The 25,585-nt window shown below is 69.7% G+C and carries 25 protein-coding genes and 1 pseudogene; 12 read left to right on the forward strand and 14 right to left on the reverse strand.

Annotation, left to right across the window (positions count from 1 at the left end):
- Positions 1 to 60: 60 nt before the first annotated feature.
- From H9622_RS03245 to H9622_RS03260, 4 genes are all read left to right on the forward strand, one after another.
- A complete protein-coding gene (locus H9622_RS03245; protein WP_191764182.1) occupies positions 61 to 972 on the forward strand; it encodes a carbohydrate ABC transporter permease in 912 nt (303 codons plus the stop codon).
- 67 nt (positions 973 to 1,039) lie between these two features.
- A complete protein-coding gene (locus H9622_RS03250; protein ID WP_191765583.1) occupies positions 1,040 to 1,870 on the forward strand; it encodes a carbohydrate ABC transporter permease in 831 nt (276 codons plus the stop codon).
- The gene (locus H9622_RS03255) at positions 1,867 to 3,804 is read left to right on the forward strand and encodes a glycoside hydrolase family 127 protein (protein WP_191764184.1); all 1,938 of its coding nucleotides are present in this window, start codon (positions 1,867 to 1,869) and stop codon (positions 3,802 to 3,804) included. The genes H9622_RS03250 and H9622_RS03255 overlap by 4 nt, the downstream gene beginning before the upstream one ends.
- Positions 3,805 to 3,936: 132 nt before the next feature.
- Complete coding sequence (locus H9622_RS03260) at positions 3,937 to 5,178, forward strand: MFS transporter (protein WP_191764186.1); 1,242 nt, start codon at positions 3,937 to 3,939, stop codon at positions 5,176 to 5,178.
- Here the strand turns inward: H9622_RS03260 and H9622_RS03265 are convergent.
- On the reverse strand, positions 5,153 to 5,635 hold the full coding sequence (locus H9622_RS03265) for a GNAT family N-acetyltransferase (RefSeq protein WP_191764188.1): 483 nt from the start codon (positions 5,633 to 5,635) through the stop codon (positions 5,153 to 5,155). The genes H9622_RS03260 and H9622_RS03265 overlap by 26 nt on opposite strands.
- A 162-nt stretch (positions 5,636 to 5,797) precedes the next feature.
- Between H9622_RS03265 and H9622_RS03270 the strand changes: the two genes are divergently transcribed.
- Positions 5,798 to 6,139: a DUF2834 domain-containing protein gene (locus H9622_RS03270; RefSeq protein ID WP_191764190.1), complete on the forward strand. Its 342-nt coding sequence runs from the start codon at positions 5,798 to 5,800 to the stop codon at positions 6,137 to 6,139.
- 37 nt (positions 6,140 to 6,176) lie between these two features.
- Here H9622_RS03270 and H9622_RS03275 read toward each other — a convergent pair whose 3' ends face one another.
- Complete coding sequence (locus H9622_RS03275; RefSeq protein ID WP_191764191.1) at positions 6,177 to 6,395, reverse strand: hypothetical protein; 219 nt, start codon at positions 6,393 to 6,395, stop codon at positions 6,177 to 6,179.
- A 48-nt stretch (positions 6,396 to 6,443) separates the two neighbouring features.
- The gene (locus H9622_RS03280; RefSeq protein WP_191764193.1) at positions 6,444 to 6,950 is read right to left on the reverse strand and encodes a gluconokinase; all 507 of its coding nucleotides are present in this window, start codon (positions 6,948 to 6,950) and stop codon (positions 6,444 to 6,446) included.
- A gap of 146 nt (positions 6,951 to 7,096) precedes the next feature.
- Between H9622_RS03280 and H9622_RS03285 the strand changes: the two genes are divergently transcribed.
- The 3 genes from H9622_RS03285 to H9622_RS03295 all read left to right on the forward strand — a co-directional run bounded on the left by H9622_RS03285 (position 7,097) and on the right by H9622_RS03295 (position 10,379).
- Positions 7,097 to 7,468 carry a PadR family transcriptional regulator gene (locus H9622_RS03285; protein ID WP_191764195.1) on the forward strand — a complete coding sequence of 124 codons (372 nt, stop codon included), beginning with the start codon at positions 7,097 to 7,099 and terminating at the stop codon, positions 7,466 to 7,468.
- Positions 7,465 to 8,844 (forward strand): permease prefix domain 1-containing protein, encoded by a 1,380-nt coding sequence (locus H9622_RS03290; protein WP_191764196.1) that lies wholly within the window; start codon positions 7,465 to 7,467, stop codon positions 8,842 to 8,844. Before H9622_RS03285 ends, H9622_RS03290 begins: the two co-directional genes overlap by 4 nt.
- A 140-nt stretch (positions 8,845 to 8,984) precedes the next feature.
- A complete protein-coding gene (locus H9622_RS03295; protein ID WP_191764198.1) occupies positions 8,985 to 10,379 on the forward strand; it encodes a glutamate decarboxylase in 1,395 nt (464 codons plus the stop codon).
- Positions 10,380 to 10,400: 21 nt separating this feature from the next.
- On the opposite strand, the gene H9622_RS16065 is transcribed toward H9622_RS03295, so the two are convergent.
- Positions 10,401 to 11,201 (reverse strand): DUF1206 domain-containing protein, encoded by an 801-nt coding sequence (locus H9622_RS16065; RefSeq protein ID WP_191764200.1) that lies wholly within the window; start codon positions 11,199 to 11,201, stop codon positions 10,401 to 10,403.
- Between the two features lie 61 nt (positions 11,202 to 11,262).
- A complete protein-coding gene (locus tag H9622_RS16070) occupies positions 11,263 to 12,822 on the reverse strand; it encodes a glycosyltransferase (RefSeq protein WP_191764202.1) in 1,560 nt (519 codons plus the stop codon).
- A 327-nt stretch (positions 12,823 to 13,149) separates the two neighbouring features.
- Here H9622_RS16070 and H9622_RS03310 point away from each other — a divergent pair, with 327 nt between their 5' ends.
- Positions 13,150 to 13,938, forward strand: a complete 789-nt coding sequence (locus H9622_RS03310) for a hypothetical protein (RefSeq protein WP_318247014.1) — start codon at positions 13,150 to 13,152, stop codon at positions 13,936 to 13,938.
- On the opposite strand, the gene H9622_RS03315 is transcribed toward H9622_RS03310, so the two are convergent.
- The 7 genes from H9622_RS03315 to H9622_RS03345 all read right to left on the reverse strand — a co-directional run bounded on the left by H9622_RS03315 (position 13,916) and on the right by H9622_RS03345 (position 20,915).
- Positions 13,916 to 14,482 carry an NADPH-dependent FMN reductase gene (locus tag H9622_RS03315; RefSeq protein ID WP_191764204.1) on the reverse strand — a complete coding sequence of 189 codons (567 nt, stop codon included), beginning with the start codon at positions 14,480 to 14,482 and terminating at the stop codon, positions 13,916 to 13,918. The two genes, H9622_RS03310 and H9622_RS03315, sit on opposite strands and share 23 nt — an antisense overlap.
- Before the next feature lie 121 nt (positions 14,483 to 14,603).
- Entirely contained in the window at positions 14,604 to 15,554 is a 951-nt protein-coding gene (locus tag H9622_RS03320) for a family 43 glycosylhydrolase (protein WP_191764206.1), read from the reverse strand.
- A gap of 49 nt (positions 15,555 to 15,603) precedes the next feature.
- Positions 15,604 to 16,536: a carbohydrate kinase family protein gene (locus tag H9622_RS03325; RefSeq protein ID WP_191764208.1), complete on the reverse strand. Its 933-nt coding sequence runs from the start codon at positions 16,534 to 16,536 to the stop codon at positions 15,604 to 15,606.
- Positions 16,536 to 17,495 (reverse strand): carbohydrate ABC transporter permease, encoded by a 960-nt coding sequence (locus H9622_RS03330; RefSeq protein ID WP_191764210.1) that lies wholly within the window; start codon positions 17,493 to 17,495, stop codon positions 16,536 to 16,538. Before H9622_RS03330 ends, H9622_RS03325 begins: the two co-directional genes overlap by 1 nt.
- A 3-nt stretch (positions 17,496 to 17,498) precedes the next feature.
- The gene (locus tag H9622_RS03335) at positions 17,499 to 18,440 is read right to left on the reverse strand and encodes a carbohydrate ABC transporter permease (protein ID WP_191764212.1); all 942 of its coding nucleotides are present in this window, start codon (positions 18,438 to 18,440) and stop codon (positions 17,499 to 17,501) included.
- Positions 18,441 to 18,498: 58 nt separating this feature from the next.
- The gene (locus H9622_RS03340) at positions 18,499 to 19,740 is read right to left on the reverse strand and encodes a sugar ABC transporter substrate-binding protein (RefSeq protein WP_225221537.1); all 1,242 of its coding nucleotides are present in this window, start codon (positions 19,738 to 19,740) and stop codon (positions 18,499 to 18,501) included.
- Between the two features lie 107 nt (positions 19,741 to 19,847).
- The gene (locus tag H9622_RS03345; protein ID WP_191764216.1) at positions 19,848 to 20,915 is read right to left on the reverse strand and encodes a LacI family DNA-binding transcriptional regulator; all 1,068 of its coding nucleotides are present in this window, start codon (positions 20,913 to 20,915) and stop codon (positions 19,848 to 19,850) included.
- 149 nt (positions 20,916 to 21,064) lie between these two features.
- On the opposite strand from H9622_RS03345, the gene dinB reads away from it, so the two are divergent.
- Positions 21,065 to 22,261 (forward strand): DNA polymerase IV, encoded by a 1,197-nt coding sequence (gene dinB / locus H9622_RS03350; protein ID WP_191764218.1) that lies wholly within the window; start codon positions 21,065 to 21,067, stop codon positions 22,259 to 22,261.
- 58 nt (positions 22,262 to 22,319) lie between these two features.
- Positions 22,320 to 22,817 carry a MarR family winged helix-turn-helix transcriptional regulator gene (locus H9622_RS03355; RefSeq protein ID WP_191764220.1) on the forward strand — a complete coding sequence of 166 codons (498 nt, stop codon included), beginning with the start codon at positions 22,320 to 22,322 and terminating at the stop codon, positions 22,815 to 22,817.
- A 13-nt stretch (positions 22,818 to 22,830) separates the two neighbouring features.
- Here the strand turns inward: H9622_RS03355 and H9622_RS16155 are convergent.
- Both H9622_RS16155 and H9622_RS03365 read right to left on the reverse strand, forming a co-directional pair.
- Positions 22,831 to 23,572, reverse strand: a pseudogene (locus H9622_RS16155) (alpha/beta fold hydrolase).
- Between the two features lie 113 nt (positions 23,573 to 23,685).
- Complete coding sequence (locus H9622_RS03365) at positions 23,686 to 24,309, reverse strand: GntR family transcriptional regulator (RefSeq protein WP_318247015.1); 624 nt, start codon at positions 24,307 to 24,309, stop codon at positions 23,686 to 23,688.
- A 163-nt stretch (positions 24,310 to 24,472) separates the two neighbouring features.
- Between H9622_RS03365 and H9622_RS03370 the strand changes: the two genes are divergently transcribed.
- Entirely contained in the window at positions 24,473 to 25,576 is a 1,104-nt protein-coding gene (locus H9622_RS03370; protein WP_191764226.1) for an FUSC family protein, read from the forward strand.
- The last annotated feature ends 9 nt before the right edge of the window (positions 25,577 to 25,585 follow it).

A 25,585-nucleotide genomic window follows, 5' to 3' on the forward strand; every position in this document is an offset into this window, starting at 1 on the left:
CCCCCCCCCCCCCCCCCCCCCCCCCCCCCCCCGGCTCCTTTCCCCCAAAGGAGCGATGTCGTGGCCTTCACCACCACCGCACGTACTCTCCGCCGCGCGCGGCCACGGAGCCCGCTGGGCGGCCCTGTCCAGGGCTGGCTGTACGCGGCGCCCACGGCCCTCTTCGTCGTGGCGCTGTTCTTGATCCCCCTCCTGCTCGTGCTGCAGATGTCGGGATCGGACTGGCCGCTGCTGCGCGGCAACCTCGGCTGGAATTTCCCCGAGAACTACGCCGACGCGGTGGACCACCGTCTCTTCTGGGACTCGATCCGCTTCACGCTCCAGTACACGATCATCACGACGGTCATCCTCATCGGGCTGGGCCTCGGCCTCGCACTCCTCGTTCAGGAGTCGACCGCCTGGAAGGGGTTCCTGAGGACGTCGTTCCTCATCCCCAGCGCTCTTGGTCTCGCCTCGGCATCCCTCCTCTTCTATGTGCTCTACTCCCCGTTCGCGGGCCCGTTCGCCGATCTCATGCAGACGTGGGGCTTCACCTTCCTCGGCACTCCGGAGGGTGCCCTGTGGTCGACGGTGTTCCTCATCGTGTGGCGGTACGCCGGGTTCTACATGCTGCTCATGCTGGTCGGGCTCCAGGGCATCCCGGACGACGTCTTCGAGGCGGCGCGCATCGACGGCGCCTCGCGCTGGCAGACCTTCCGGCACATCACCGTGCCGCTGCTGCGCCCCACGTTCGCACTGACGATCGTGCTCTGCGTGACGGGTTCGCTCCTGGCGTTCGACCAGTTCTACATCCTCACCAAGGGCGGCCCCGACAACAGCACGATGACGATCGTCCAGCTGATCTACAACATCGCCTTCCAGGGCCAGAACAACCTCGGTATCGCCGCCGCGCTCTCCGTCATCGTTCTGCTGGCCCTGATCATCATCAACGTCGTGCAGCTGCGCGCGTTCAACCGACCCGAGGAGGAGTGACGTGACCCTCACCGACACGACCTCGACCCGCACCATCGTCGCGCCGCAGCTGAAGGGCACGCCCCGGATGTCGCGACGGACGACGCGCCTCGTGTGGGGCATCCCGTACGCCGTCTTCACCGCGGCGCTCGCGATCATCTTCCTGTACCCGCTGGTGTGGACGACCGTCTCGTCGTTCAGCCCGCAGGCCGGCTCGGCGCAGTCCGACGGGTGGGGCTTCGGCAACTACGTGTCGCTGGCGAACTTCCAGGCCGGCATCTGGGTCTACCTCGGCAACTCGCTGTTCGTCTCGCTCACCACGGTGCTGCTCACGCTGATCATCTCGTTCCTCGGCGGGTATGCGTTCGCGCGGTTCCAGTTCCCCGGCAAGAACCTGCTGTTCCTGCTCGTGCTGGCGATCCTGATGGTGCCGTACGCGACCCTGCTGATCCCGCTCTACGTGATCCTCAACGCCATCGGCCTGAACAACTCGCTGCTCGGCGTCGCGCTCGTGCTCACCATGTTCCAGCTGCCGTTCTCGATGTTCATGATGCGCATCTCGTTCGAGTCCATCCCCAAGGAGCTGGACGAAGCGGCCCTCGTGGACGGGTGCAACAGCTTCACCGCGCTCTGGCGCGTGCTGCTGCCGGCGGTCAAGCCGGGTCTGATCACGGTCGGGCTGTTCGCCTTCCTCACGGCCTGGAACGACTTCATCGCGCCGCTGATCCTCATCAACGACACGAACCGCATGACGCTGCCGCTCGCCGTCGCGAACCTGCGCGGCCAGGTGATGGGCGTGATCGACTACGGCGCGACCGAGGCCGGGGTCGTGGTGCTCGCGCTCCCCTGCATCGTGCTGTTCCTCGTCCTGCAGCGGCACTACGTCCGCGGATTCATGTCGGGAGCGTTCAAGGGATGACCATGCACACCATCACCCCGGCGCCGCAGGCGCCCGTCGTGCCCGGCCGCGGCCGGCTCCGGCCTCTCGGGCTCGGCGACGTCCGCATCACGGGCGGGTTCTGGGGCGACCGCCAAGCCGTCAACGGCCGCAACACGCTCGAGCACATCGGCGCGCGACTGGAGTCGGAGGGCTGGCTGCCCAACTTCGACCTCGCCGTGTCGGGCGGGCTGCCCGCAGGACGCCGGGGCCGCGAGTTCTCCGACTCGGAGATCTACAAGTACCTCGAGGCCCTCGCGTGGGAGATCGGCCGCACCGACGAAGACGAGCTCGACCAGCGCTTCCGCGCGGTGGTGGCGCGGGTCGCCGCGGCGCAGGAGGAAGACGGATACCTCAACACGATGTTCGGACGGCCCGGGCAGCGCCCCCGCTGGTCCGACCTCGAGTGGGGCCACGAGCTGTACTGCCTCGGGCACCTGTTCCAGGCGGCCGTCGCCCGTGAGCGGACGCGGCCGGGGGCCGACGACGGTCTGCTCGGCATCGCCCGCCGCGCCGCCGACCTGGTGTGCGCGACCTTCGGCCCGGACGGTCGCGACGCGATCTGCGGCCACGCCGAGATCGAGGTGGGTCTCGCCGAGCTGTCGCGCGTGACCAGCGATCGCCGCTACCTGGCGCAGGCGCGCATCTTCGTCGAGCGCCACGGGCGCGGGACGCTGCGCGACATCGAGTGGGGGCGCAAGTACTTCCAGGACGACATCGCCGTGCGCGACGCGAAGGTGCTCCGCGGCCACGCGGTGCGCGCGAACTACCTCGCCTCGGGTGCCGTCGACGTGGCCGTCGACACCGGCGACGGCGAACTGCTCAAGGCCCTCCGCAAGCAGTGGGAGCGCACGATCGCCCGGCGCACCTACATCACCGGCGGGCAGGGCTCCCACCACCAGGACGAGGCCTTCGGCGAGGACTGGGAGCTGCCGCCCGACCGCGCCTACTCCGAGACATGCGCGGGCATCGGGTCGATCATGTTCTCGTGGCGTCTGCTGCTGGCGGGGGCGGACTCGCGCCACGCCGACGTGATCGAGCGCACGCTCTTCAACGTCGTCGCCACCTCGCCCGCGCCGGACGGCCGCGCGTTCTACTACGCCAACACGCTGCACCAGCGCGTCCCGGGAGTGCCGGCCGACCCTGAGGGCACGTCGCCGCGCGCTTCCTCGTCGTTGCGCGCACCCTGGTTCGAGGTGTCGTGCTGCCCGCCGAACGTGGCTCGCACGCTGGCCAGCCTCGACTCCTACGTCGCGACGGCCGACTCCGACGGCATCCAGCTGCAGCAGTACGCGCCGGCTACGGTCACGACCACACTCGACGACGGCCGCATGGTGTCGTTCGACGTCGACACGCAGTACCCGGCCGATGGCCGTGTGGTCGTCACGCACACGTCCGACGCGAGCGAGCCGTGGACCCTCAGCCTGCGTGTGCCCGCGTGGGCGTCGGGCGCGACGCTGCGCATCGTGACGGCCGACTTCGTGCAGCAGCGCACGGTCGACCCCGGCATGATCGAGATCCGGCACGCGTTCCGTGCCGGCGACGTCGTGCAGCTCGACCTGCCGATGGCGCCGCGCGTGTCGCTGCCCGACGGCCGCATCGACGCCGTGCGCGGGTGCGTCGCGGTGGAGCGCGGTCCCGAGGTGCTCGCCCTCGAGTCGGTGGACCTCGCCCCCGCGGGCGTCGACGACGTGGCATGCGTCGCGATGGTGACCGGCAGCGAGCCGGTCGAGCGCGACGGTCGGGTGTGGATCGCCGTCTCGCGGCTGCCGCTGGACGACGCCCGGTGGCCGTACGGCGAGCGGCCGGCCGACGACGGCGCGGCGACCACCGCCGAGGTGCCGCTCGTGCCGTACCACGAGTGGGCCGAGCGCGGCCCGTCGACCATGCGCGTCTGGATCCCGCAGCAGGGCTGAGGCGCGTCCAGACTCCGGCCAGGTGCCCCCGGTAGACTGGGGGCACCATCCCGGATGTGTATCTACCTGGCCTGCGCGGACCAAGGCGGCACGAGTGCCGCGAACCGCGGCGGACGCAACAGGACGATTTCGATGCACACCACCCTGGCCGCACCGCGGCGCACGACGCTCGTGCGCGAAGCGGGCTTCGCCTACTTCCCCATCGCGCTGATCGCGCGGCTGCCGTTCGCCATGATGGTCGTCGGCATCCTGACGCTCGTCGTCTCGGCGCGTGGCTCTCTCGCGCTCGGCGGCCTGACCTCGGCGATGACCGGACTCGGCACCGCCCTCGTCGGTCCGCTCCTCGGCGCGGCGGCCGACCGCTTCGGGCAGCGCCGTGTGCTGCTCCTCTCGGGCACCGCCAACAGCCTGCTGCTGCTCGCGATCGCGTGGCTCGCGTTCGCGTCGGTCCCGGATGCCGCGCTCCTCGCCGTCGCGTTCGCCATCGGCGCTTCCATGCCCCAGGTCGCGCCGCTCTCGCGCAGTCGCCTCGTCGGCATCATCGGCCGCACGTTCTCGAAGGACCGTCGCGCATCGGTCGTCGGGGGCACGATGGCCTACGAGTCCGCCGCCGACGAGATCGTGTTCGTGTTCGGCCCCGTGATCGTCGGTCTCCTCGCCACGACTCTGAGCCCGGCCGCGCCCGTCATCGGCGCCGCGGTGCTGGCGCTGGTCTTCGTGAGCGCCTTCGCCCTGCACCCCACCGCGGCGGTCGGCGCCGCGGCCGGCGGCGACAAGCCGGCCCAGGCGCCGGCCAAGGAACTCGCCCGCCCGGCGCTCATCACGACGGTGCTCGGCGCGCTCGGCATGGGCCTCTTCTTCGGCGCGATGCTCACCTCGCTCACCGCGTTCATGGCCGAGCGCGGCGTGCCCGAGCAGGCCGGACTCGTCTACGGCGCGATGGGCATCGGCTCAGCCGCACTGGCGCTGGGCGTCGCGCTGTTCCCCGCGCGGTTCACCCTGCCGGCGCGGTGGGTCGTGTTCGCCGGCATCCTCACGGCCGGCACCCTCGCGCTGCCGTTCGCCACCAGCGTCGGCGCGATGACCCTGTGCCTCCTGGTGATCGGCATCGGCATCGGCCCGACGCTCGTCACCCAGTACAGCCTCGCCGCCGCGCGCAGCCCGCTCGGCCGCTCGGCGACCGTCATGACGATGCTCGGCTCGGCCGTCGTCGTCGGCCAGTCCGCGGCATCCGCTCTCACCGGCCTGCTGGCCGAGGCCAGCGGCGCGTCGGCGGCTCTGCTCGCGCCGGTCGCGGCAGCCCTGGTCGTGCTCGCTGCCGGCGTCGCGAACGTGCCGCTCTCACGGGTCAGGCGCGCGGCGCTCCAGGGTTGAACGGGTAGGTCACGCGGCCGAACGGCCACTCGCGCTCGAGCCATGCCGGCACGAACGCATCCAGCCGCTCGGCCATGCCTGCCGGAGCATCGGGGACCATCCACCACGACACCTCGGCCGAGATCTCGCCGTCGAGGGCGTCGAGCGGGTCGATGTAGACGCAGCCCAGCAGGCGGTCCTCGTCGGCGGTGAGCACGGCGTAGTTGAAAGACTCGTGCCCTTCCATCTCTTCGGCGTGCCGGGCGAGGTCCTCCTCGTCGGCCTCGCGCGTCATCGTCGCCGGCGGCCAGCCCCAGGCCTCGCCGTACATGTCCCACAGCATCGGCTGGTTGGACATCACCGCGATCATGTCGATCTCGACGTCCTCTGCCCGGATGGGGCGAAGGTGGACGCCGTCGGCGAGCTCGGCGCGCAGCGGATGCGCGAAGTCGTCGGGCAGCCAGCCGGCTTCGGTCATGGGGGCTCCGTTCGGGTCGCAGACGTCGAGGTGAGGCCGCCGTGGGCCAGGGTCAGGAGACACGCCGCCGATCGCGACGCGCCCGGCGGCTGCCGCCGGCGTGTCTCCTGACTCCGGTACGGCTCACGCCACCCTGCCACGGCGGAGGGGGAGAATCGGCACATGACGCGCCACTGGACTCCGCTCGCCCTCGTCTACCTGTGCCTGGCCGTGGTGGGGCTGGTGGGCACGTGGTTCTTCAACGTGCTCGCCATCGTCCAGCTCCGCGACTTCCTCGGCGACCTGGTCACGAGCGGGCCGGCCGTCTCGTCGATCAGCGTCGACCTGCTCGTCGTGGCGCTGGCCGGCAGCGTCTTCGTCATCGTCGAGGCCCGGCGGCTCGGGATGCGTTTCGGGTGGCTCTACGTCGCGGGTTCCGCGCTGACGGCGTTCGCGTTCACGTTCCCGCTGTTCCTCGCGATGCGCGAGCGCCGCAAGACGCAACTCGCCTTCGCCGTGGAGTAGGAGAAGACCGCGCCCCCGGGCATGGGCGCTGCTGCGGTCAGAGTGCCGAGATGCGGGTCTTCAGCTGCTCGAGCGTGTCGGCGGACAGCTGATTGCCCGCCATCTGCAGCACCGCCGCGGCGGGCATGTTCTTCGCGAAGCTGATCATCGGATGATCGGGAAGCTCCGGCACGAGCTCGACGATGATGCCGCGAGCCTCCGGGTCGTCGAGCAGCTGACCGAGGGTCGTGGTCTCGAGGTCGTACTTTCCGGGCATGGGTCCTCCTCGCGCCGTCCGGCACCGCGGCCGGGTCGCTTCAGGATGTCAGACTCCGGTGCTCGCCGCCCAGCGCTTGCGCACGGCCGCGACGATGTGCTCGACGGGCTGGTCGACCGAGACGACCATGCCCCGCTCGTCGGATTGGAGCGGCTCCAGCGTGTCGAGCTGCGACCGCAGGAGGGCGGGCGGCATGAAGTGGTCGGTGCGCCCTCCGAGGCGCTCGGCGAGGAGCTCGGGCGTTCCGTCGAGCTGCACGAAGAACAGGTCGCCGGCAGCAGTGCGGAGCGCGTCGCGGTATCGCCGCCGCAGCGCCGAGCATGCCACGACGGCCAGCCGGCCGCGTGCGGTCTGGGCCACGACGGTCTCCCCGACGACCTCGAGCCACGGCATCCGATCCTCGTCTGCGAGCGGAACACCCGCGGCCATCTTGGCGACGTTGGCGGGTGGGTGGAAGTCGTCGGCGTCGAGGTAGATCCCGTCGAGGGCGCCCGCGAGGGCGGCGGCGACGGTCGACTTCCCCGATCCCGAGACCCCCATGACCACGAGCGGCATGCGACTCCTTCGATCGGGGGACGGATGCCGCGTCCCGGGTCCAGGCTACCGAAGCGCTCCCCGCCGGATGCCCGCTGGCCGGCGCCGTGCGCAGCTGTTACCTTGTACTTCTATGTACCTTGTTGTTCTAGGTATGGGAGACGGGTATGAAGATCGGCAAGGACCTCGTCGCCGCGGCGGCGACACCGATGGTCCTCGGCATCCTCGCCGAGGGCGAGTCGTACGGCTACGCGATCCTGCAGCGCGTGAGCGAGCTGTCCGACGGCGAGCTGGAGTGGAGCGACGGGATGCTGTATCCCCTCCTGCACCGCCTCGAGCGGCTCGGTCATATCGAGGCCAGCTGGAGCGCCTCGCCCACCGGTCGCCCGCGCAAGCACTACCGCCTGAGCCCGACCGGGGCCGCCGTGTTCGCCGAGCAACGGCGCCAGTGGAGCGTGGTGAGCACCGCACTGCAGAAGGTGTGGGCCGATCGCGACGGCGGCCGCAGCCCGTTCACCCTCGGAGGTGCGCCCGCATGACCGCCGACCTCGACCCTCAGCTCGAGCAGCAGATCACCACGTGGCGCGACTACGTCAGCCGCCGCGAAGCGATCGCCGGCCGCGACGTCGACGAGCTCGAGGACCACCTGCGTGGCGAGATCGGCCGGCTCGAGGCATCCGGTCTCGCTCCCGACGAAGCGTTCCTCGTCGCCGTCAAGCGCATGGGAGCGCTCGACGACCTCTCACGGGAGTTCGCACGCGAGCACTCCGAGCGGCTCTGGAAGCAGCTCGTCATCGCCGAGCCCGATGCGGCTCCGCGCTCGCGCGCCCTGCCGCTCGCGCTCGGCCTCGCCGTGGCGGCTGCGGTCGCGATCAAGGTTCCGGCGCTGTTCGGCATCGACTTCGAGGACGGCGCGCAGTTCTACGCCCGCAACATCGCCGTGCTGGTCCTCCCGTTCCTCGCGACGTACTTCCTGATCCGTCGCCGCTCGTCGCCGGCGACCATCGCGATCGTCGCCGCGCCGTTCGTCCTCGCAGCCCTCGTGCTCAACCTGTATCCGTTCGCAGCGGATGCCGCGACCCTCGCACTCGCGAGCATCCACGCGGTCGTCGCCCTGTGGATCGTCACCGGCATCGCGTACACGGACGGCGACGTGCGCTCGAGCCGAGCGAGGATGGATTTCATCCGCTTCACCGGCGAGTGGTTCGTCTACTTCGTGCTCATCGCGCTCGGCGGCGCCGTGCTCGTCGGTCTGACGATGGGCGTGTTCGGCGCGATCGGGCTGGACGCCGCCGATGTCGTCGAGAACTGGCTGCTGCCGTGCGGCGTCGCGGGCGCGGTGGTGATCGCCGGGTGGCTGGTCGAGGCCAAGCAGAGCGTCATCGAGAACATCGCCCCGGTGCTGACCAAGCTGTTCACACCGTTGTTCACGCTGCTCCTCCTGGCGTTCTTCGTCGCGGGCCTGCTGCAGGGCAGCCTCGTCGAGCCCGACGACGGGGTGGTGATGTTCGGCCAGCGCGACATGCTGATCACGTTCGACGTGGTGCTGGTGGTGGTGCTCGCGCTGCTGCTGTACGCGCTCTCGGCTCGCGACCCGCTGACCCCGGCATCGTGGTTCGACCGTCTGCAGCTCGTGATGGTCGTCGCGGCGATCCTCGTCGACCTGCTCGTGCTGATCGCCATGGTGGGCCGCATCGCCGAGTACGGCGCGAGCCCGAACAAGCTGGCATCGCTCGGGCTCAATCTGATCCTGCTCGCGAATCTCGCCGGCGCCGCGTGGCTGCAGCTGCGGTTCGTCCTGGGCCGCACGCGGTTCGAGCGACTGGAGCGCTGGCAGACCGGCTTCGTCCCGGTCTATCTGGCGTGGTCGGCCGTCGTCGTCCTCGTGTTCCCGCCCGTCTTCGGCTACGCCTGAGGGCCGTGGTCACCCGGGGCGGGTGACCTTTGACGGCACCGCCTGCCGACCCGTTGACGCTGGCCGCGGCATCCGCAAGCCTTTCCCTCGACGCCTTCGCCGAGGACCGGGGATACGCGACGGACACTGGAGGAACGACGATGCTGCACCGGAAAGACGACGTCAGAGACGACCTGCTCGACGAGGTGTTCGCCTCGACCGACATGTCGGTCTCGCTGCCGAAGTACCGGATGCCGCAGAACGAGCATCTCGCGCGCCACGCCCACCAGGTCGTCATCGACGAGCTGATGCTCGACGGCAACTCGCGCCAGAACCTCGCCACCTTCTGCCAGACGTGGCTCGAGCCCGAGGTGCGGGAGATCATGGCCGAGACGCTCGACAAGAACATGGTCGACAAGGACGAATACCCGCAGACGGCCGAGATCGAGGCGCGCTGCGTTCACATGCTCGCCGATCTGTGGAACTCGCCCGAGGCGCAGAACACCCTCGGCACGTCGACCACCGGATCGAGCGAGGCGGCGATGCTCGGCGGGATGGCGCTCCTGTGGAACTGGCGCGCCCGGCGACGCGAGGCCGGCAAGCCCACCGACCGGCCGAACCTCATCACCGGACCGGTGCAGGTGTGCTGGCACAAGTTCGCGCGCTACTGGGACGTCGAGCTGCGCGAGATCCCCATGGAGGGCGACCGCTTCATCATGAACGCCGACGAGGTCATCAAGCGCGTCGACGAGAACACGATCGGCGTCGTCCCGACCCTCGGGGTGACGTTCACCGGGCAGTACGAGCCCGTGCACCTGGTGAGCAACGCGCTCGACAAGCTTCACGCCGACACCGGGCTCGACATCCCGATCCACGTGGACGGCGCGAGCGGTGGCTTTCTGGCACCGTTCACGGTGCCCGAACTGGTGTGGGACTTCCGGCTTCCTCGCGTGAAGTCGATCAACACCTCCGGCCACAAGTTCGGGCTGGCGCCGCTCGGCGTCGGCTGGATCGTGTGGCGCGACGCCCAGGACCTGCCCGAGGACCTCATCTTCAACGTGAACTACCTCGGCGGCAACATGCCCACGTTCGCGCTGAACTTCTCCCGCCCGGGCGGGCAGATCGTGGCGCAGTACTACAACTTCGTCCGGCTCGGCCGGGAGGGGTACCGCAAGGTGCACATGTCGTGCCACGACACCGCGATGTACCTCGCCGAGGAGATCGCGAAGCTCGGGCACTTCGACATCATCAACAACGGTGAGGCTTCGGTGGGCATCCCCGCGGTGTCGTGGAAGCTCAAGGACGGGGTCGAGCACCCGTTCAATCTCTTCGACCTCGCCGACCGGCTGCGCACACGCGGCTGGCAGGTGCCGGCGTACACGATGCCTAAGAACCGCGAAGACCTGCCGGTGCAGCGCATCCTGGTGCGCCAGGGCTTCGACCGCGACGCGGCGTCGCTGCTGATGAGCGACTATCGCGCGGCGATCGGGCACTTCGACAAGCACCCGATCGTCACCTCGATGAGCGAGGAGGAAGCGGGCACCTTCCACCACTGAGCGCCCCGATCGGACGCGTCTTCACATGCGCGCGAACCGGGCGCGCGCGAAGCAGAAGAGCCCGTAGAGCACGACCCCGCCGCCGACCACCCACAGGATCAGCGGCCCGAACGGGAGTCCGGCGAGCGTGTGGATGGCGGCATCCATCCCACCCGCCTTCTCGGGGTCGTGCGTGAAGGCGGCGACGACGAACAGGATCCCGGTGACCGCGACGGCGATCCCCTTGGCGATGTAGCCCAGCACACCGAACCCCACGATGCCCTTGCGAGCGGCTCCGCTCGGCAGATCCAGGTGCTTCGTGAACGCGCGGGTGGCACCGCGCACGACGAACGCCGCCCCGATCGCGAAGACGATCACGCCGACCAGTCCCACCAGGATCACTCCCCCCGGCGTCGACATCAGCTGCGCGCTGAACGTCTGCGACGACTCGGACGAGTCCGAGCTGCCGCCGAGCGCGTACACGGCCGCGGTGAGGGCGATCGCGAGGTAGGCGAGAGCGGTCCCCGCGAACTTGATCCGATGCGCCCACTTCTTCTTGGTGTCGGGGTCGGACTCCGTGGCCGCCTCGGCGATCTGCCACACCGCGAGGCCCACGAGGCCGACCGCGATGGCCCACAGCAGCGCGACGCCGGCCGGCGTGCTGCGGATCTGCTCCATGGCACCGCCCTGGTCTGCCTCGCCGCCGCTCCCCAGGGCGATGGAGATGGCGATCACTCCGATCACGATGTGGACGATGCCGAGGACGACGTAGCCGATACGCGCGACGACTCGGAAAGCGGTGGAATCCTGCGCCCGACGGGCTGCGGTCTTGGTGGTGCTCACGCGGGAAGCGTAGCCAGACGGCCGGCGAACACGGGGGATCTTGACAACCGCCGCTCCCGCCTCATGCCGATGGTGCGGCCGCGCCGGCCCGTCTGCGCACTCGGGACAGCAGTCCGAGCCTCGTCAGCATGCGAACCGCCGGCGGCGCGGCCGCGCGCACCCGTGGCCAGCGGGCCACCGCCGCTCGGACTGCGGGGCGCCCGCGCAGCGACCGGCGCACCAGCGCCAGCTCGAAGGCGTCGGCCCACTGGCGGCAGACGGCTTCGTCAGTGAATCGGGAGGTCGACCGGACGGCCCGCTCTCGGATGCGCTGCCGCGACGGCTCGGGCAGATCGGCGACGCGGGCCACGGTGCGCGCGAGCGCGTCGACGTCGCCGGGCGGCACGAGGAAGCCGTTGCGGCCGTGGTGGATGATGTCGCCCGGGCCGTAGTCGACGTCGTACGCGATGGGGATGCAGCCGGCCGCCATGGCTTCGACGAGCGCGAGCGGGAAGCCTTCGGAGTGCGAAGTGAGCATGGCGAACGACGCGGTGGCCAGTAGGTCGCGGGCGCGCGGGTCGTGGCCGTGGAACCGGATTTCCGGGCGGCCGGCGGCGCGCCGCTCGAGCGGCCCCCGGCTCTCGCCATCGCCGAAGACGTCGAGGGTGAGCGGCGTGGAGCGCCCTTCGCCGGCCCGCACGACGGCGTCGATCGCGTGCGACACGCGCTTGCGTTTGGTCAGCGACGCCACCACGATGCCACTCGTCGGGTCGCGTGGCCCGATCGGCGCATCGCCCGCGTGCGGCGCCCGGGGGTTCGCGACCACCGCGACAGGCGGCAGCCCGTCGACATCGCGACGGAGATCCCGCGCCTGCGCCCGGCTCAGCACGGCGACCGCGTCGAAGTGGTGCGCCGACGTGAGAGCGGCCCGGCGCGACGACGTGACCGCGCCGGCAGCATCGCGGTGCGAGCCGTGGATCAGATGCACGGTCACGACATGCGGGCGGCGATACGTCTGCATGAACGGCGCGATGGTCTTGCTGTCGACGATCATGAAGCTCGGGATGCCGCCGGTCAGCGCATCCAGCCATTCCGCGTAGAGCGCCCAGGCCTTGGTCCAGCCCCGCACCGGCCGCCCCTCCCGGTCGTGCAGCACGAGACGCCGCCCGCCCAGCGCACCTCGGCGCCGCACGTCGCGGCGGTCGGTCAGCAGCAGGGTTCCGTCGGTACGGAAGTGGTCGGTCTGCAGCATCCCTCCGCCCGCATCGCGGACCACCCGCGAGACGACACGACCGTCCCGCGTCCGCGTGGTGCTGGGCGCACCCTCGGGAATCGGCGCGTCGGCGGTGATCGGCGGCGTCGGGGCGCCGGGCTGGGGCAGTTCGTGGTCGCGCAGCCAGTCGTAGAGGTTCAGGATCCGGATGCCCTCACCCAGTGAGCCGGCCCGCCGGAGGCGCTCTGCGAGCGCGGGGTGGTCAGGGCGCGAATCGAAGGTGAGCACGTCGACGGGAGTGCCCACCACCTCGCTGAACGCCCGCGACCGCCGCAGAATCGCCTCCGTCATGCCGCCGAAGTCGTCGGGGATCGACCACGTGACGGCGAAGTGCCGCCCGTGCGGGAGGTGCGGGGCGCGGACTCTCACGCACTCCAGTGTGATCGCGACGGTCTGCGGCGGCCCATGGGTTGACCGGGTGGCGGTGGTGGGTTACGCGGGGGCGTCTCGTATCTCTGTGCTCGACCACCCCGGACACCGAGACCCGCCGCGCCGAAATATGATTTGGGACTTGAGACTCCGAGTCCCTAGAGTGTGCAGGGTGCCGCAATCGGGGGGTTCGGCACGACGCTCCGCCGAAGGTGTGCGCAGCCCTGCGGATCGAGACGGTGCCGGGTTCTGGGGACCCGGCACCGTTACCGGCGCGCCGAGCGCGCGGCACTCGTATCGGGCGGGCACGGGGGTGATAATCGGACCGTGCCGCACTCCGAACCACGATCGCGGAAGCCCGCCGGCGAGACGCGGACCCTCATGCTGGAGGCCGCGGTCGAACGGGTGAAGTCCGAGGGGCTTCTGCTCGACTACGCCAACATCGAGCTCGAGAACCTCATTCGAACTGCGGGCGTTCCCCGCTCCACGGTCTTCCGCATCTGGCCAGACCGCATGGCGTTCATCGCGGACCTCGTGCGCGCCCTGTTCGAGGCGGATCCGGGTTTCGAGGCCGGGTTCGACGGGGAGACCCTCGGGATGCTCCAGCAGGCGTTCGGCGCACCCGCCGGCGCGACGCGCTCAGCCGAAGAGAAGCAGGTCGCGCTGCGCGCCGCGGTGAGGGTCGCCGTCGCGCACAACATCGTCGCCGTCGAGAACTCGATGGCGTGGCGCGCCTACAAGACGATGTCCGCCGCGCTCGCGAGCGGCGATGCGGTTCCGGGCGGCGACGAGATCCGCACGCTGCTGGGCGAGATCGAGGATCGCTACGTCGATCGGATGTCCGCCCTCTACGCGCAGCTGAACGCCGCGGTCGGCATCCGCATGCGCGACGGCGTCACCGAGGGCGACCTCGCGCTGGCGATCATGTCGGTGATCGACGGCATGGCCGATCATCGCCGCATCAACCCGCCTTTCGTCGATCGCGCGCGCAGGGTGGAGATGGGCCCGGAGGGGCCGATGGACTGGCATCTCGCCGGGCTCGCCGTCTACGGCGTGTACGCAGCGTTCACCGAGGAGCGTGACGACGAGACCGCTACGGCCGGGGAAGAACCGTGAGCACGCGCTGGATGTGGTCGCGGAACTCGGCCATGTAGTTGCGGAGGAACTCCTCCGTCTCGGGCTTGTTCACGGTGCCGTCCTCGCCGAACACTTCCGGGTCGAACTGGATGTACGCCTCGGGGGCCGTCATCTGCCGTGCGTTGCAGAAGCTCAGCACGCCGCGCAGGCTCTGCTGGGCGACGGCGGTTCCGATCGAGCCCACGGAGGCCCCGATGACGGCGGCGGGGATGTGGTCGAACGAGTTCTGACCCCACGGCCGGGACGCCCAGTCGATCGCGTTCTTGAGCGCGCCGGGAATGGAGCGGTTGTACTCGGGGGTGACGAAGAGCACGGCATCCGACTCCTCGATCGCGTGCTTCAGCGCGACCGCCTCCGGCGGATAGCTCTCGTCGTAGTCCTGGCTGTACAGCTGCAGATCGCGGATGGGGATCTCGGTGAACTCGAGCTCGTCCGGCGCGACGCCGATCAGGGCCTTCGCGAGGACCCTGTTGATCGACGTCGAGGAGAGGCTCCCGACGAAGTATCCGACCTTGTACGACATGTCCGGCTCCTCGTTTCGCTCGGTTGACCGCGTGCGTCCCAGCCTCTGCCGCGGGTGGCCGCGCCCGCCACCCCCTTGCGGACGCGCCGACACCCGCTAGCGCGTCGAGGCCGGCGCTCGTCTACCCCCGTTGCACGACGAGCCGGTCGCCCTCCCAAGCGACGGGCATCGGGTCGGTGACGCCGCCGACGAAGGAGCCGTCCTCTCCGACGTTCCGGAACGCGAAGAGGAGCCATTGCCCGTCGCTCCGACGCTGCAGCAGCCGCCCGACGTAGAGGCTCTCGTCCGTGAGCGGATATGCGGATGCCACGTCGTACGGCCCGAGCACGGACTCGGCCGAGACCGCCCACGTGCCGCCCGCATGCCCCTTGCGCGACTCGGTGGCGTGCTCGTCGAGGCACGAGAAGAGGAGAACCGGACGGCCGTCGACCACCTCCACCTGCGCCACTTCGAGCTGCCCGAAACCGTCGTCGCTCGGCATGCTGAGCGGCTCGCGCAGCTCCCACGACCGCAGATCGGGTGACCACGCGTGGCCGATGACACCGCGCCCGTCCGCCGGACCGTGCGCCGCCCGCGCGGTGATCAGCATGTGCCAGCCGTCGCCGTCCGGATCGGGGAACACCCACGGGTCGCGGAACGCCTCGTCGTGCCACGCGCCGCTCTCCAGCGTCTCGTACCACGGCCCGCTCGCCTCGAGCACGGGACCGCCCGATTTCGTCCAGTTCTCGAGGTCGTGGGATGTCGCGTACCCGATGCGCTGGACGTTCTTCCCGTCGGGCGCGAGCGAGGAGCCGGTGTAGAAGAGGAACCACGTGCCGTCGGGATGCCGCACCACCGAGCCCGTCCACGTGGCGAGGTCGTCGAACGACGGGGCGTCGCTGCGCACCAAAGCGTCTGAGACCTGCGTCCACTCGACGAGATCCGTCGACACGGCGTGACCGATCGAGGCCCGGTAGTGACGCGCATCAGGATCGCGGAGGGCCCGCGAGGCGTAGAGGAAGAAGAGGTGGTAGCGGTCGCCGTCGTCAGCGAACCAGAAGTCCCATACCCAGGAGCCAGGGAGGTCGAACAAGAGATTTCCTTCGTGTGGTGAACGTGGATGGAGGAAGGGAGCCGCGGACTCAGCCGGTCGGGCTCGCCAGCTCTGCGATGCGGGGAGGATCGGCGCCGCGTCGGGAGACGGTGATCGCCGCTGCGCGTGCGCACCGGGTGAGGATGCGGTGGAGGGTCGCGAGCGGGATGCCGCCGCCCGGCACCCGCAACGCGGCCGAGGCTCCCCCGACCGAGGTCACCCCGTCGATGAGCGTGCCCATGAACGTGTCACCGGCACCGACGGTGTCGACCACCGTTGCCGGCTCGGCCGGGACGCGCACAACGCCGTCCCGTGTCACGGCGAGCGCGCCGCCGGCGCCGAGCGTCACGACCACGACCGCCGGGCCGCGCGCCTGCCACTCCCGTGCGACGTCTTCGACGTCGCGCCCGGGATGGAGCCAGCGCACGTCGTCGTCGCTCGCCTTGACGATGTCTGCCAGGGCGACGATCTCGGCGACGCGCCGTCGCACGGCGGCCGGGTGCGAGATGAGGGCGGGGCGCACGTTCGGGTCGTACGTGATCGTCGCGCGATCTCGCAGCGCGCCGATCAGCTCTCCGACGTGGGTGGCTCCTGGCTCGAGCACCGCGGCGATGGACCCCACGTGCACGACAGCAGCGTCCGCAACGTCCGACACGTCGAGGCCGTCGAGATCCCACTCGATGTCGAAGTCGTAGCGGGCGGCCCCCGCCGCATCGAGATGCGCCGCCGCGGTCGAGGTGCGCGCACCGGCGACGGCGATCACGTCGACCCCCGACTCGCTCAGCCAGAATCGCACCCGGGATCCGCGCTCGTCCTCGGCCAGCCGAGTCACGAGGGCCGGCGTGCGACCGAGCCGTCCCAGGGTGATCGCCACATTCGCGGGGCTCCCTCCGGGGATCTCGACGGGCGGTTCGGGCGCGCGGTGCACGATGTCGACGAGCGATTCGCCGACGACCACGATGCGCGCGGCATCCTGATTCATCACCCCTTCACCCCGCTCGCGGCGATGCTGCTGACGAACGCCCGCTGGAAGATCAGGAACACGATGAGCACCGGCAGCGTGATGAGCGACGTGTACGCCATCACCTCGCCCCACGCCGTGTTGAGCTGGAAGAAGTACTGCATGCCGACCATGACGGGTCGCAGCTCCTCCTTCTGCACGACCATCAGCGGCCACAGGTACTGGTTCCACGCGGGCAGGAACGTGAGGATCGCCACCGTGGCGAACGCCGGGCCCGACAGCGGCACGAGGATGCGCCGGTAGATCGTGAACCAGCTCGCGCCGTCGATGCGGGCGGCCTCGTCAAGAGACTTGGGGATCGTCGAGAAGTACTGCGTGAACAGGAAGATCGAGAACGCGTTCGCGATGAACGGCACGATCTGAACCTCGTAGGTGTTCAGCCATCCGAAGTCGTACTTCAGCACGCCACCCTCCATGACGAGCGTGGGCAGCTGTGCGACCCAGTAGACCATCGGCACAGCGATCGTCTCGAACGGCACGATGAGCGTCGCGATGATGACCGCCAGCACCACGATGCGGCCCTTCCATGCGAGACGCGAGAGGGCGAAGCCCGCCATGGAGTTCACGACCAGTCCGAGGCCGACCGTCAGCACCGTGACGAGGATGGAGTTGAACATGAACTGCGCGACGGGCACCCGGTCGAAGACCCCGAAGTAGTTGTCGAGGCTGATGTCGCCGACCGGCAGGAAGGCGTTCACCGAGTCGATGTCCTGCAGGATCTGACTGTCGGGCTTGAGGCTCGAGACGAACATGAACACGAGCGGGAACAGGAAGACGACGCCGAACAGCGTCATCGCCGCGTAGAGCAGGATCCTGCCCCGCAGTCGGTGCGAGCTCTCGCTTCCGACAGACGTCGTGGACGAGCGGCGATCAGCTCGCTCCCCGCGAGGCGCCGTGGTGAGGGTTCTGGTGGCGGACATCCGTCAGTCCTTCTCTCGCGTCAGGCGGCGCTGGATGAGCGCGATGATGAGCACGGCCACGAAGAAGATCAGCGAGATCGCTGCGGCGTAGCCGATCTCCTGCTGCTCGTAGCCCTTGCGCACGGCGTGGAAGACGATCGTCGAGGTGGAGTTCACCGGGCCGCCCTGGGTCATCACATCGACCTGCACGAACAGGCCGAGCGCTGCGATCGTGATCGTGACGAGGACGAACACCATGGTGGGGCGCAGGCCCGGCCAGGTGACGTTGGTGAACTGCCGCCACGGGCTCGCCCCGTCCATCTTCGCGGCTTCGTAGAGTTCTTCGGGAATGGTCTGCAGCCCCGAGAGCCAGATGATCATGTGGAAGCCGACGGCCTGCCAGATCGACAGCACGATGATGGCGCCGAGCGCAGTGTCGGGGTTGTTGAGCCAGTCCGTCCCCGACCACAACCCGAACGTGACCGCGTCGATGAGCGAGTTGATCAGGCCGTCCTTCTGGTACATGAACTTCCAGAGGATCGACACGACCACGATCGAGGTGACGACCGGGATGAAGAAGATGACGCGGAAGGCTGTGACGCCGCGCATGCGGCGGTTCACGAGAACCGCGAGCAGCAGTCCGAGGCCGGCCTGCACCGGTACGACCACGAGCGCGAACACGGCGGTGTTGCCCACCGACTGCACGAACACCGGGTCGGCGGTGAACGCGCGGATGAAGTTGTCCATGCCGACGAAGCGCGGCGGGTTGGGCGAGATGAGGCGGGCGTTGGTGAACGACAGGGTGAACGCGAGGATCACGGGGATGATCAGGAACAGGACCAGGAGGATGCCGGCAGGGGCGATCATCCCGAGTCCGGCCCAGGTCTCGCGGCCCCGGATGGAGCGGAAGCGACGGTAGGCGCGCCGAGGTTCTTCGGCGGCGACCGTCGGTGGGGTGACAGTCATGGCAGATCTCTCTGAGGATGCGCCGGCGGGGACGCGAGGCCCCCGCCGGCGCGGTGGATCACTGGAAGCCGTAGCCGTCGTTGGACTCGATGTTGGCGTCGATCTCCGACACCGCGCGGTCGAGCGTCTCCTGGACGTCGGCGCCGTTCATGATGTCCTTTGCGGCGGTCTCGAACGTGGTCGAGATGACGGCGTAGGCGGGCGTCTCCGGACGCAGCACGGCGTACTCCTGCGAGAACTCCACGAACGGGCGCAGCGCGCCGTCCTCGCCGAAGTACTCGGAAGCCTGGGCCGCGGCCTCGGTCGCCGGGATCACGACCTGCTTGTCGGCGAACTCGGTGATGTACTCGTCCTGGAAGCTGAACTCCAGGTACTCACGAGCTCCGTCTGCGTCGTTGCACTCGGACGAGATCGCCCACTGCCACGAGCCGCCGCCGATCTTCGGGCCGTTGCCGAGGTCCGGCGGGGGCAGGATGAGCAGGTCGTCACCGACCGCGTCCAGCGCGGCCACGGCGTTCCAGACACCCGTGTAGCTCAGTGCCACCTCGTCGTCCACGAACTCCTGGTTGCCGACCGTGCCGCCGTTGCCGGCGTAGCCGTCCGCGAACAGACCCGCGAACCACTCGCCCCACGCGACCGCCTCGGGCCCGTTGAGCACGCCGTCGGCGGAGAGCATCGTCGAGCGGTCGATCAGATCTGCACCGAAGCTCTGCAGGAACGGCGAGTAGGCGTACGGCCACCACTCCCCGGTGTCCTCGGCGCCGATGTCGATCGGCGTCTCGTAACCAGCTGCCTTGAGCGTCGAGAGCGCGGAGTCGAACTCGTCTGCCGTCCAGGGCTCGTCTGTCGTCGGGATGCGGATGCCGTTCTCGGTCAGCACGGACTCGCGTGCGAAGATCGCGAGAGCGGCATCCCAGTAGCCGGCCGAGTAGATCTCGTCGTCCCACACGCCGACCGCAGTCGGCAGCAGCGAGTCCGTGAGCTCGGTCGGCAGCTCGAGCGGCTGCAGGTATCCCGCCCACGCCCAGTTCGGCATGATCGGGCCGTCGAGGTCGAGGAGGCAGGGAAGATCGCCGGATGCCGCAGCCGCGACGATCGCGTCGTTGTAGGCGCCCTGGGGGAACGACTCGTGGACGACCTGGTACTGATCCTGCGAATCGTTGAAGTCGGAGATGATCCGTTCGTAGACCTCGAGCTCGGCAGGGTTGCCGGCCGAGTGCGTCCACATGGTGAGCTCGGTGCGGCCGTCGTCGGTCGTGGCATCGCCCTGACCCGCCTGCCCGCACCCGGTCAGAGCCATGGCCCCGACCAACCCGACTGATACGAAGATCGGCGTCGTTCTGCGCATTGTTGTGGTTTCCTTTTGTTGGTGACCGATGCTCGCGTCGGTCATTGATCGGAGGCTGCCTACGGCAGCCGTTCGGTGTGTGAAGCCCGTCGCCGGTTCGGTTTGGCGACTTGCGCCGGCGGCGGGCCCACGGAGCCTCGTCGGATGACGGGGCACTCCATCAGGTGCGCGGCGTCCTCGTCCCCCTCCGCACGGACGCCGAGTGCGACCTCCATCGCCCATCGCCCCATGGCGTAATGGGGCAGAGCGACGGTGGTCAGTGGGGGATCCTGTTCCGCGGCGATGAGCTGCTGGTCGTCGTAGCCGACGACGGACAGGTCGCGCGGGATCTCGAGTCCGCGATGGTGCGCGGCGGTGTAGACACCGACCGCCATGCGGTCGTTGAAGCAGAAGACGGCGGTCGGCCGCTGGTCGTCGGGCAGGTCGAGGAGCCGGTCGAAAGCGGCTCGGCCGCCGTGCGCGGACGTGTCGCCGGCCACGCGGAGTGCCGGATCGACAGGAATGTCCGCCTCCGTCAGCGCCTCGACGTATCCGTCGTAGCGCAGAGTCGAGGCGATGGGCGCATCGTCGGTGTCGAGGAAGGCGATCCGCCGGTGCCCCGCGGCCACGAGCTCGCGTACGGCGGCGAGCCCGCCCGCGCGGTCGTCGGGCACGACGCTGCGGAATCCGCCGCCTTCGGGACGGCAGTCGAGGAAGACCGTCGAGGCGGGGAGTCCCTCCGGCGCCTCCACAACGCGGTGCCACATGCACGCGTAGATCATCGCGTCGACCTGCTGCGCCGAGAGTGCGGTGATCGCGTCGCGCTCGATCGCCGCGTCGCCATCCGTGTTCACGAGGAAGACGAGGTGCCCGCTCTCTCGCGCGGCATCCTGCGCTCCAGCCAGCATCCGCCCCGCGAACGGCGTCGTCGCGATCTGGTCGGAGATCAGGCCGACGGTGCGGGTCTGCTGGGTGCGCAGGCCGCGGGCGACGGAGCTCGGGGCGTAGCCGACGGCTCGGGCGGCGTCGCGGACGCGCTGCCGGGTCTGCTCGGGAATGCGCGACTCCACATCGTTCATCACGAGCGAGACGGTGGTCACGGACACGCCTGCCGCAGCCGCGACATCCGAGATCCTGGCCCTGACCACGTTCCACATCCTTGTGATAAATCGATTTAGCGAACGGACATGATTATGGACCCGTCGGGCTCCATCCGTCAAGAGGGGTGATGCCCCGGCCGATGTCGCCGGTGGGTGGGACGATCCGCAGACGGAGCGAGCGGGCGGGAGGGGCGGCGATGCGAGGCGAGGCGACCGTTCTGCACGCGGACCTCGACGCGTTCTACGCGTCGGTCGAGCAGCGCGATGCCCCGGCCCTCCGCGGCCGGCCAGTCATCGTCGGCGGCGGAGTCGTGCTCGCGGCGAGCTACGAGGCGAAGGCCCGGGGCGTGCGCACCGCGATGGGCGGCCGCCAGGCGCGGGAGCTGTGCCCCGATGCCGTCGTGGTGCCGCCGCGGATGGAGGCGTACTCCGCAGCAAGCCGCGCCGTGTTCGAGATCTTCCGCGACACGACGCCGCTCGTCGAGGGACTCTCCATCGACGAGGCGTTCCTCGAAGTGGGAGGGCTCCGGCGCATCGCCGGCACGCCCGAGCAGATCGCCGTCAGCCTGCGAAAGCGGGTGCGCGCCGACGTCGGGCTCGCCATCTCGGTCGGCGTCGCGCGCACGAAGTTCCTCGCCAAGGTCGCGAGCGCAGTCAGCAAGCCCGACGGGCTGCTCGTCGTCGAGCCCGAGCGGGAACAGGAGTTCCTGCTGCCGCTGCCCGTCGAGCGGCTCTGGGGTGTCGGCAAGGTCACTGCCGAGAAGCTGCACGGGCTCGGCATCCACACGGTCGGCGAGCTGGCCGAGCTGGAGGCCGCCGCGGCCGAGCGGCTGCTGGGCAAGGCGACCGGCGCGCACCTCCACGCGCTCGCGCGGCTGCGCGATCCGCGCCCGGTCGACACGACGAAGCGCCGTGGATCCATCGGCTCGCAGCGCGCACTGGGCAACCGTCCGCGGTCGCCCGACGAACTCGACCTCATCCTCACGCAGATCGTCGATCGCCTCGCCGCTCGCCTCCGCGACCGCGACCGCGTGTGCCGCACGGTCGTGCTGCGCCTCCGCTTCGGCGACTTCGCGAAGGCGACGCGCTCGCACACCGTCCGTTTCCCGACCGACCGCACCGCTGTGCTGCTCTCGGTGGCGCGGAGGCTGCTCGCCGCCGCCCAACCCGAGATCACCCAGCGGGGCATCACTCTCATCGGCCTATCCCTTTCACAGCTCGGACGGGCCGACAGCATCCAGCCCGAACTGCCGATCGACTGGGACGACGGCGCCCGCCTCGACACCGTGCTCGACGCGCTGCGCGACCGCTTCGGCGCGACGACGGTCTCGCGTGCCGCGCAGCTCGGACGCGATCCCGGATGGTCGACGCCGATCCTGCCGGAGCACGAATGACCCGCCCGCGACGTGCGGCCGAGGCGAGGCTGAGGTGCGCCAGTAGACTCGCACCGTCATGGCCTATCAGGTGCCCCGCATGGACGAGCTCCAGTCGAGAGCGTGGCTCGCGCTGGTGTGGACGGCCGAGCTGCTGCCCGCCGCGCTCGACGCCCAGCTGCAGGCCGACTCCGACATGACGCACTTCGAGTTCATGGTGCTCAGCACGCTGCAGCAGGCGAAGGGCGCCGCGCTGCGCTCGACGGACCTCGCCGCCGCAGTCAACTCCACGATGCCGCGGCTGTCGCGCGTGATCGGCAAGCTCGCCGAGCGCGGACTCGTGGAGCGGCGCGGCACCGAGGGTGATGCGCGCGTCAAGATCGTGCACCTGACGACGGCGGGGCGCCGGGAGCTCGTCCGCGCCGTCCCGCGGCACATCGCTCGCGTGAAGGAGCTCGTGATCGACCGGCTGACGTCCGACGAGCTCGAGGGTGTGACCGCCGCCCTCGAACCCCTCGTCGAACGGTTGGACCCTCAGCAGCGCGTCGGCTTCGGCGAGCGCGCCGCCTCCGGCTGACCCGCGGCCTTGCTCAGCGACCCGCGGCGACCGCGGCCTGGGCGGCTCGCTCGATCGTCTCGGCGACGACATCGGCCCGGGTCATGAAGACCGCGTGACTGGTGGCCACCTCGGTGATCTCGGCGCCGATGCGCTGGGCCATGTGGCGCAGCATCGCCACGTCGAACGCGTGGTCCTCCGTCGCGATGACGGCCCAGCTCGGCTTCGTCTCCCAGGCGGCGTGCTCGACCTTCTCACCGAACACCGCCATGTTGATCGGCACCTGACTGTCGCGGAGGAACGCGGCGTCCGCCTCGCTCGCGTCATGTGCGAACCCGGCCTGGAAGCGATCGTGGTCGAGGAAGCCGAAGCCGTCCTCGCCGACGTCGATGACGAAGTCCGGCGTCTCGGCGAAGCCCTCGTACTGCTGCGAGGTGTTCTCGCCCGCGCCGGGCGCGAGGGCCGAGACGTAGACCAAGTCCCACGACGTTCGGGTGGTCGCCCGCCGCAGTGATCACCGTGCCGCCCCACGAGTGGCCGACGAGGATCGTCGGCCCCTCCTGCAGGTCGAGCACGCGCCGAGTCGCGGCGACGTCATCGGCGAGAGACGTCAGCGGGTTCTGGACGATCGTCACCCTGTGACCGCGGGCGGTGAGCCGGTCGTAGACCGCGCGCCATCCGGATCCGTCCGCGAACGCGCCGTGCACGAGCACGACGTTCGGGATGAACCCGGCGGAGGTGTCGGGGGTGAGTGTGGTGGTGTCTGTCGTGGACATCTGCGTTTCCTCTCTTCATCACGGCTGTGTGCCGTCGGTGGTCAGGTGCAACACCGGCGATACGCAATATATTGCATCCGTCGAGGATCGGCCACGGTTCTTCCTGCCCGACGCTAGACCGGCAGCTGGCCCGGCACTGCGACGGGCAACGTCTGCCAGGTGTCGAAGGCGAGCCGGGCGGCCCCCTCGGCGTCGCCGGCCGCGCACAGCGCGATCAGCGCATCATGGCGCTCGCGAGCGGCGAAGCGGTCGATCGACACGAAGCGAAGGAACTCGGCGCGACGCACCACGGGTTCGAACTGTCCGAGGACCATCGCGATCGAGGGATTGCCGGATGCCTCCACCAGCGCGCCGTGGAAGTCGTCGTCGGCCCGGATCGCGCTGTCGGCATCGCCCGACTCGACGGCCGCGGCGAACGCAGCGTTCGCCTGCCGCATCCGCTCGATCACCGACGCGGTGATCAACGGAACCGCGAGACGAGCGGCGAGCCCGTGCATCGCCGCGACGATGTCGCGCGCGTGGCGCACGGCATCCTCCTCCATCTCGGCGACCACGGTCGAGCGCCCCGGGCGCGCCACGATCAGACCGCTCGCGGCGAGCCGGAGCAGCGCCTCACGCACCGGAGTCCGGCTGACACCGAGCCACTCCGCGAGATCACCGTCGCGGAGCGTCTCACCGGGCGAGAACGTGCCGTCGACGATCGCGTCGCGCAATCGTGCGTAGACGTCGTCACGCAAGAGCGAACGCCCAACCTTCGGAGATGACTGCGGAATCGGCATGCGATGTATTGCACACAGAATTCGGTCAGCCGTCAAGCCGTGCGGCCGATAGGCCCACCCCCGTCATCGACGACATCTGCTGATCTTCGGCGCACACAGCCGTGCACGCGAGAATCGTCGCATGACCCGACGAGTGATGACGGCGCCGGCGCGGTGGCTGCGGGCGATGACGGAACCGGGCCGGCTGCTGCTGGCATTGAAGACAGGGGTCGCTGCCGCTCTGGCCTGGTACCTCGCTCCCCTGCTGCCCATCACGGACGATCAGTACTCGTACTATGCGCCGCTCGGAGTTCTCGTGAGCATGTATCCGACGGTGGCGGCATCCGCTCGCTCAGGCCTGCAGGCCATCATCGGTCTGGCGATGGGGATCGGCCTGGGGCTCCTCGGCATCGCGGCGCTCTCCGCGGGGGTGCCGGGCGTGCTGGCACTTGCCATCGTGGTCGGCGTGGGCGTGCTGTTCGGCGGAGTTCAGGCCCTGGGCGTCGGCCGCGACTGGGTGGCGATCGCGGCCCTGTTCGTGCTCCTTCTCAGTGGGGGTGACACCGAGGATTTCACTCTCTCTTATCTGGTCACCATGGCGTTCGGCGTCGTCGTCGGCATCCTGGCGAACTTCGTCATCGTGCCGCCGCTGTATCTCGAGCGAGCAAGCGCGCGCCTATCCGAACTGCGCGACACGCTGAGCGCGCTGCTGGAAGCCATCGCAGATCACGTGCAGGGAGGGGCCGTGGACGCCGAGGCGTTCGAGGCCGCATTGGCGGAGCTCGACCAGACGGCGGCCGACGTCCGCGTCGAAGTATACGAAGCTGACGAGAGCCGGAAGGTGAACCCCCGGGGCCGGCGTCACCGTTCGAAGCCCCAAGAGAACCTCGATCGGCTCCAGGCTCTGGAGCGCGCCGTGTTCTATGCGAGGGAGTTCGCCGATGTTCTGGTGGCACTCGCCCGCGCGAACGACGTCACTCTCGGGCGCGACGTCAGTCCTGCCCTGTCCCACGCCATCCGTACGTGCGCCGCGTTGGTGGCCACCCCCGTGCATGCCGATGAGTCGCCGACGCGTCTGGAGGAGGCCAACGCAGCGTTAGAGCAGTATGTGGTCGCACTGTCGGAAGTGCGCGGCGGCGGGGCGACGTTCGTCGCACACCAGATCACCCCCGCCGCTTTCCTCCGCCGGACCATAGATGCGTCGGTGCCGTTCGTCCGCACTGACAGCGCCGAGGCGCCCGATTAGGGTGGACGG

This window comes from Microbacterium gallinarum (assembly GCF_014837165.1).
In the GTDB taxonomy this organism is placed as follows: Bacteria; Actinomycetota; Actinomycetes; order Actinomycetales; family Microbacteriaceae; genus Microbacterium; species Microbacterium gallinarum.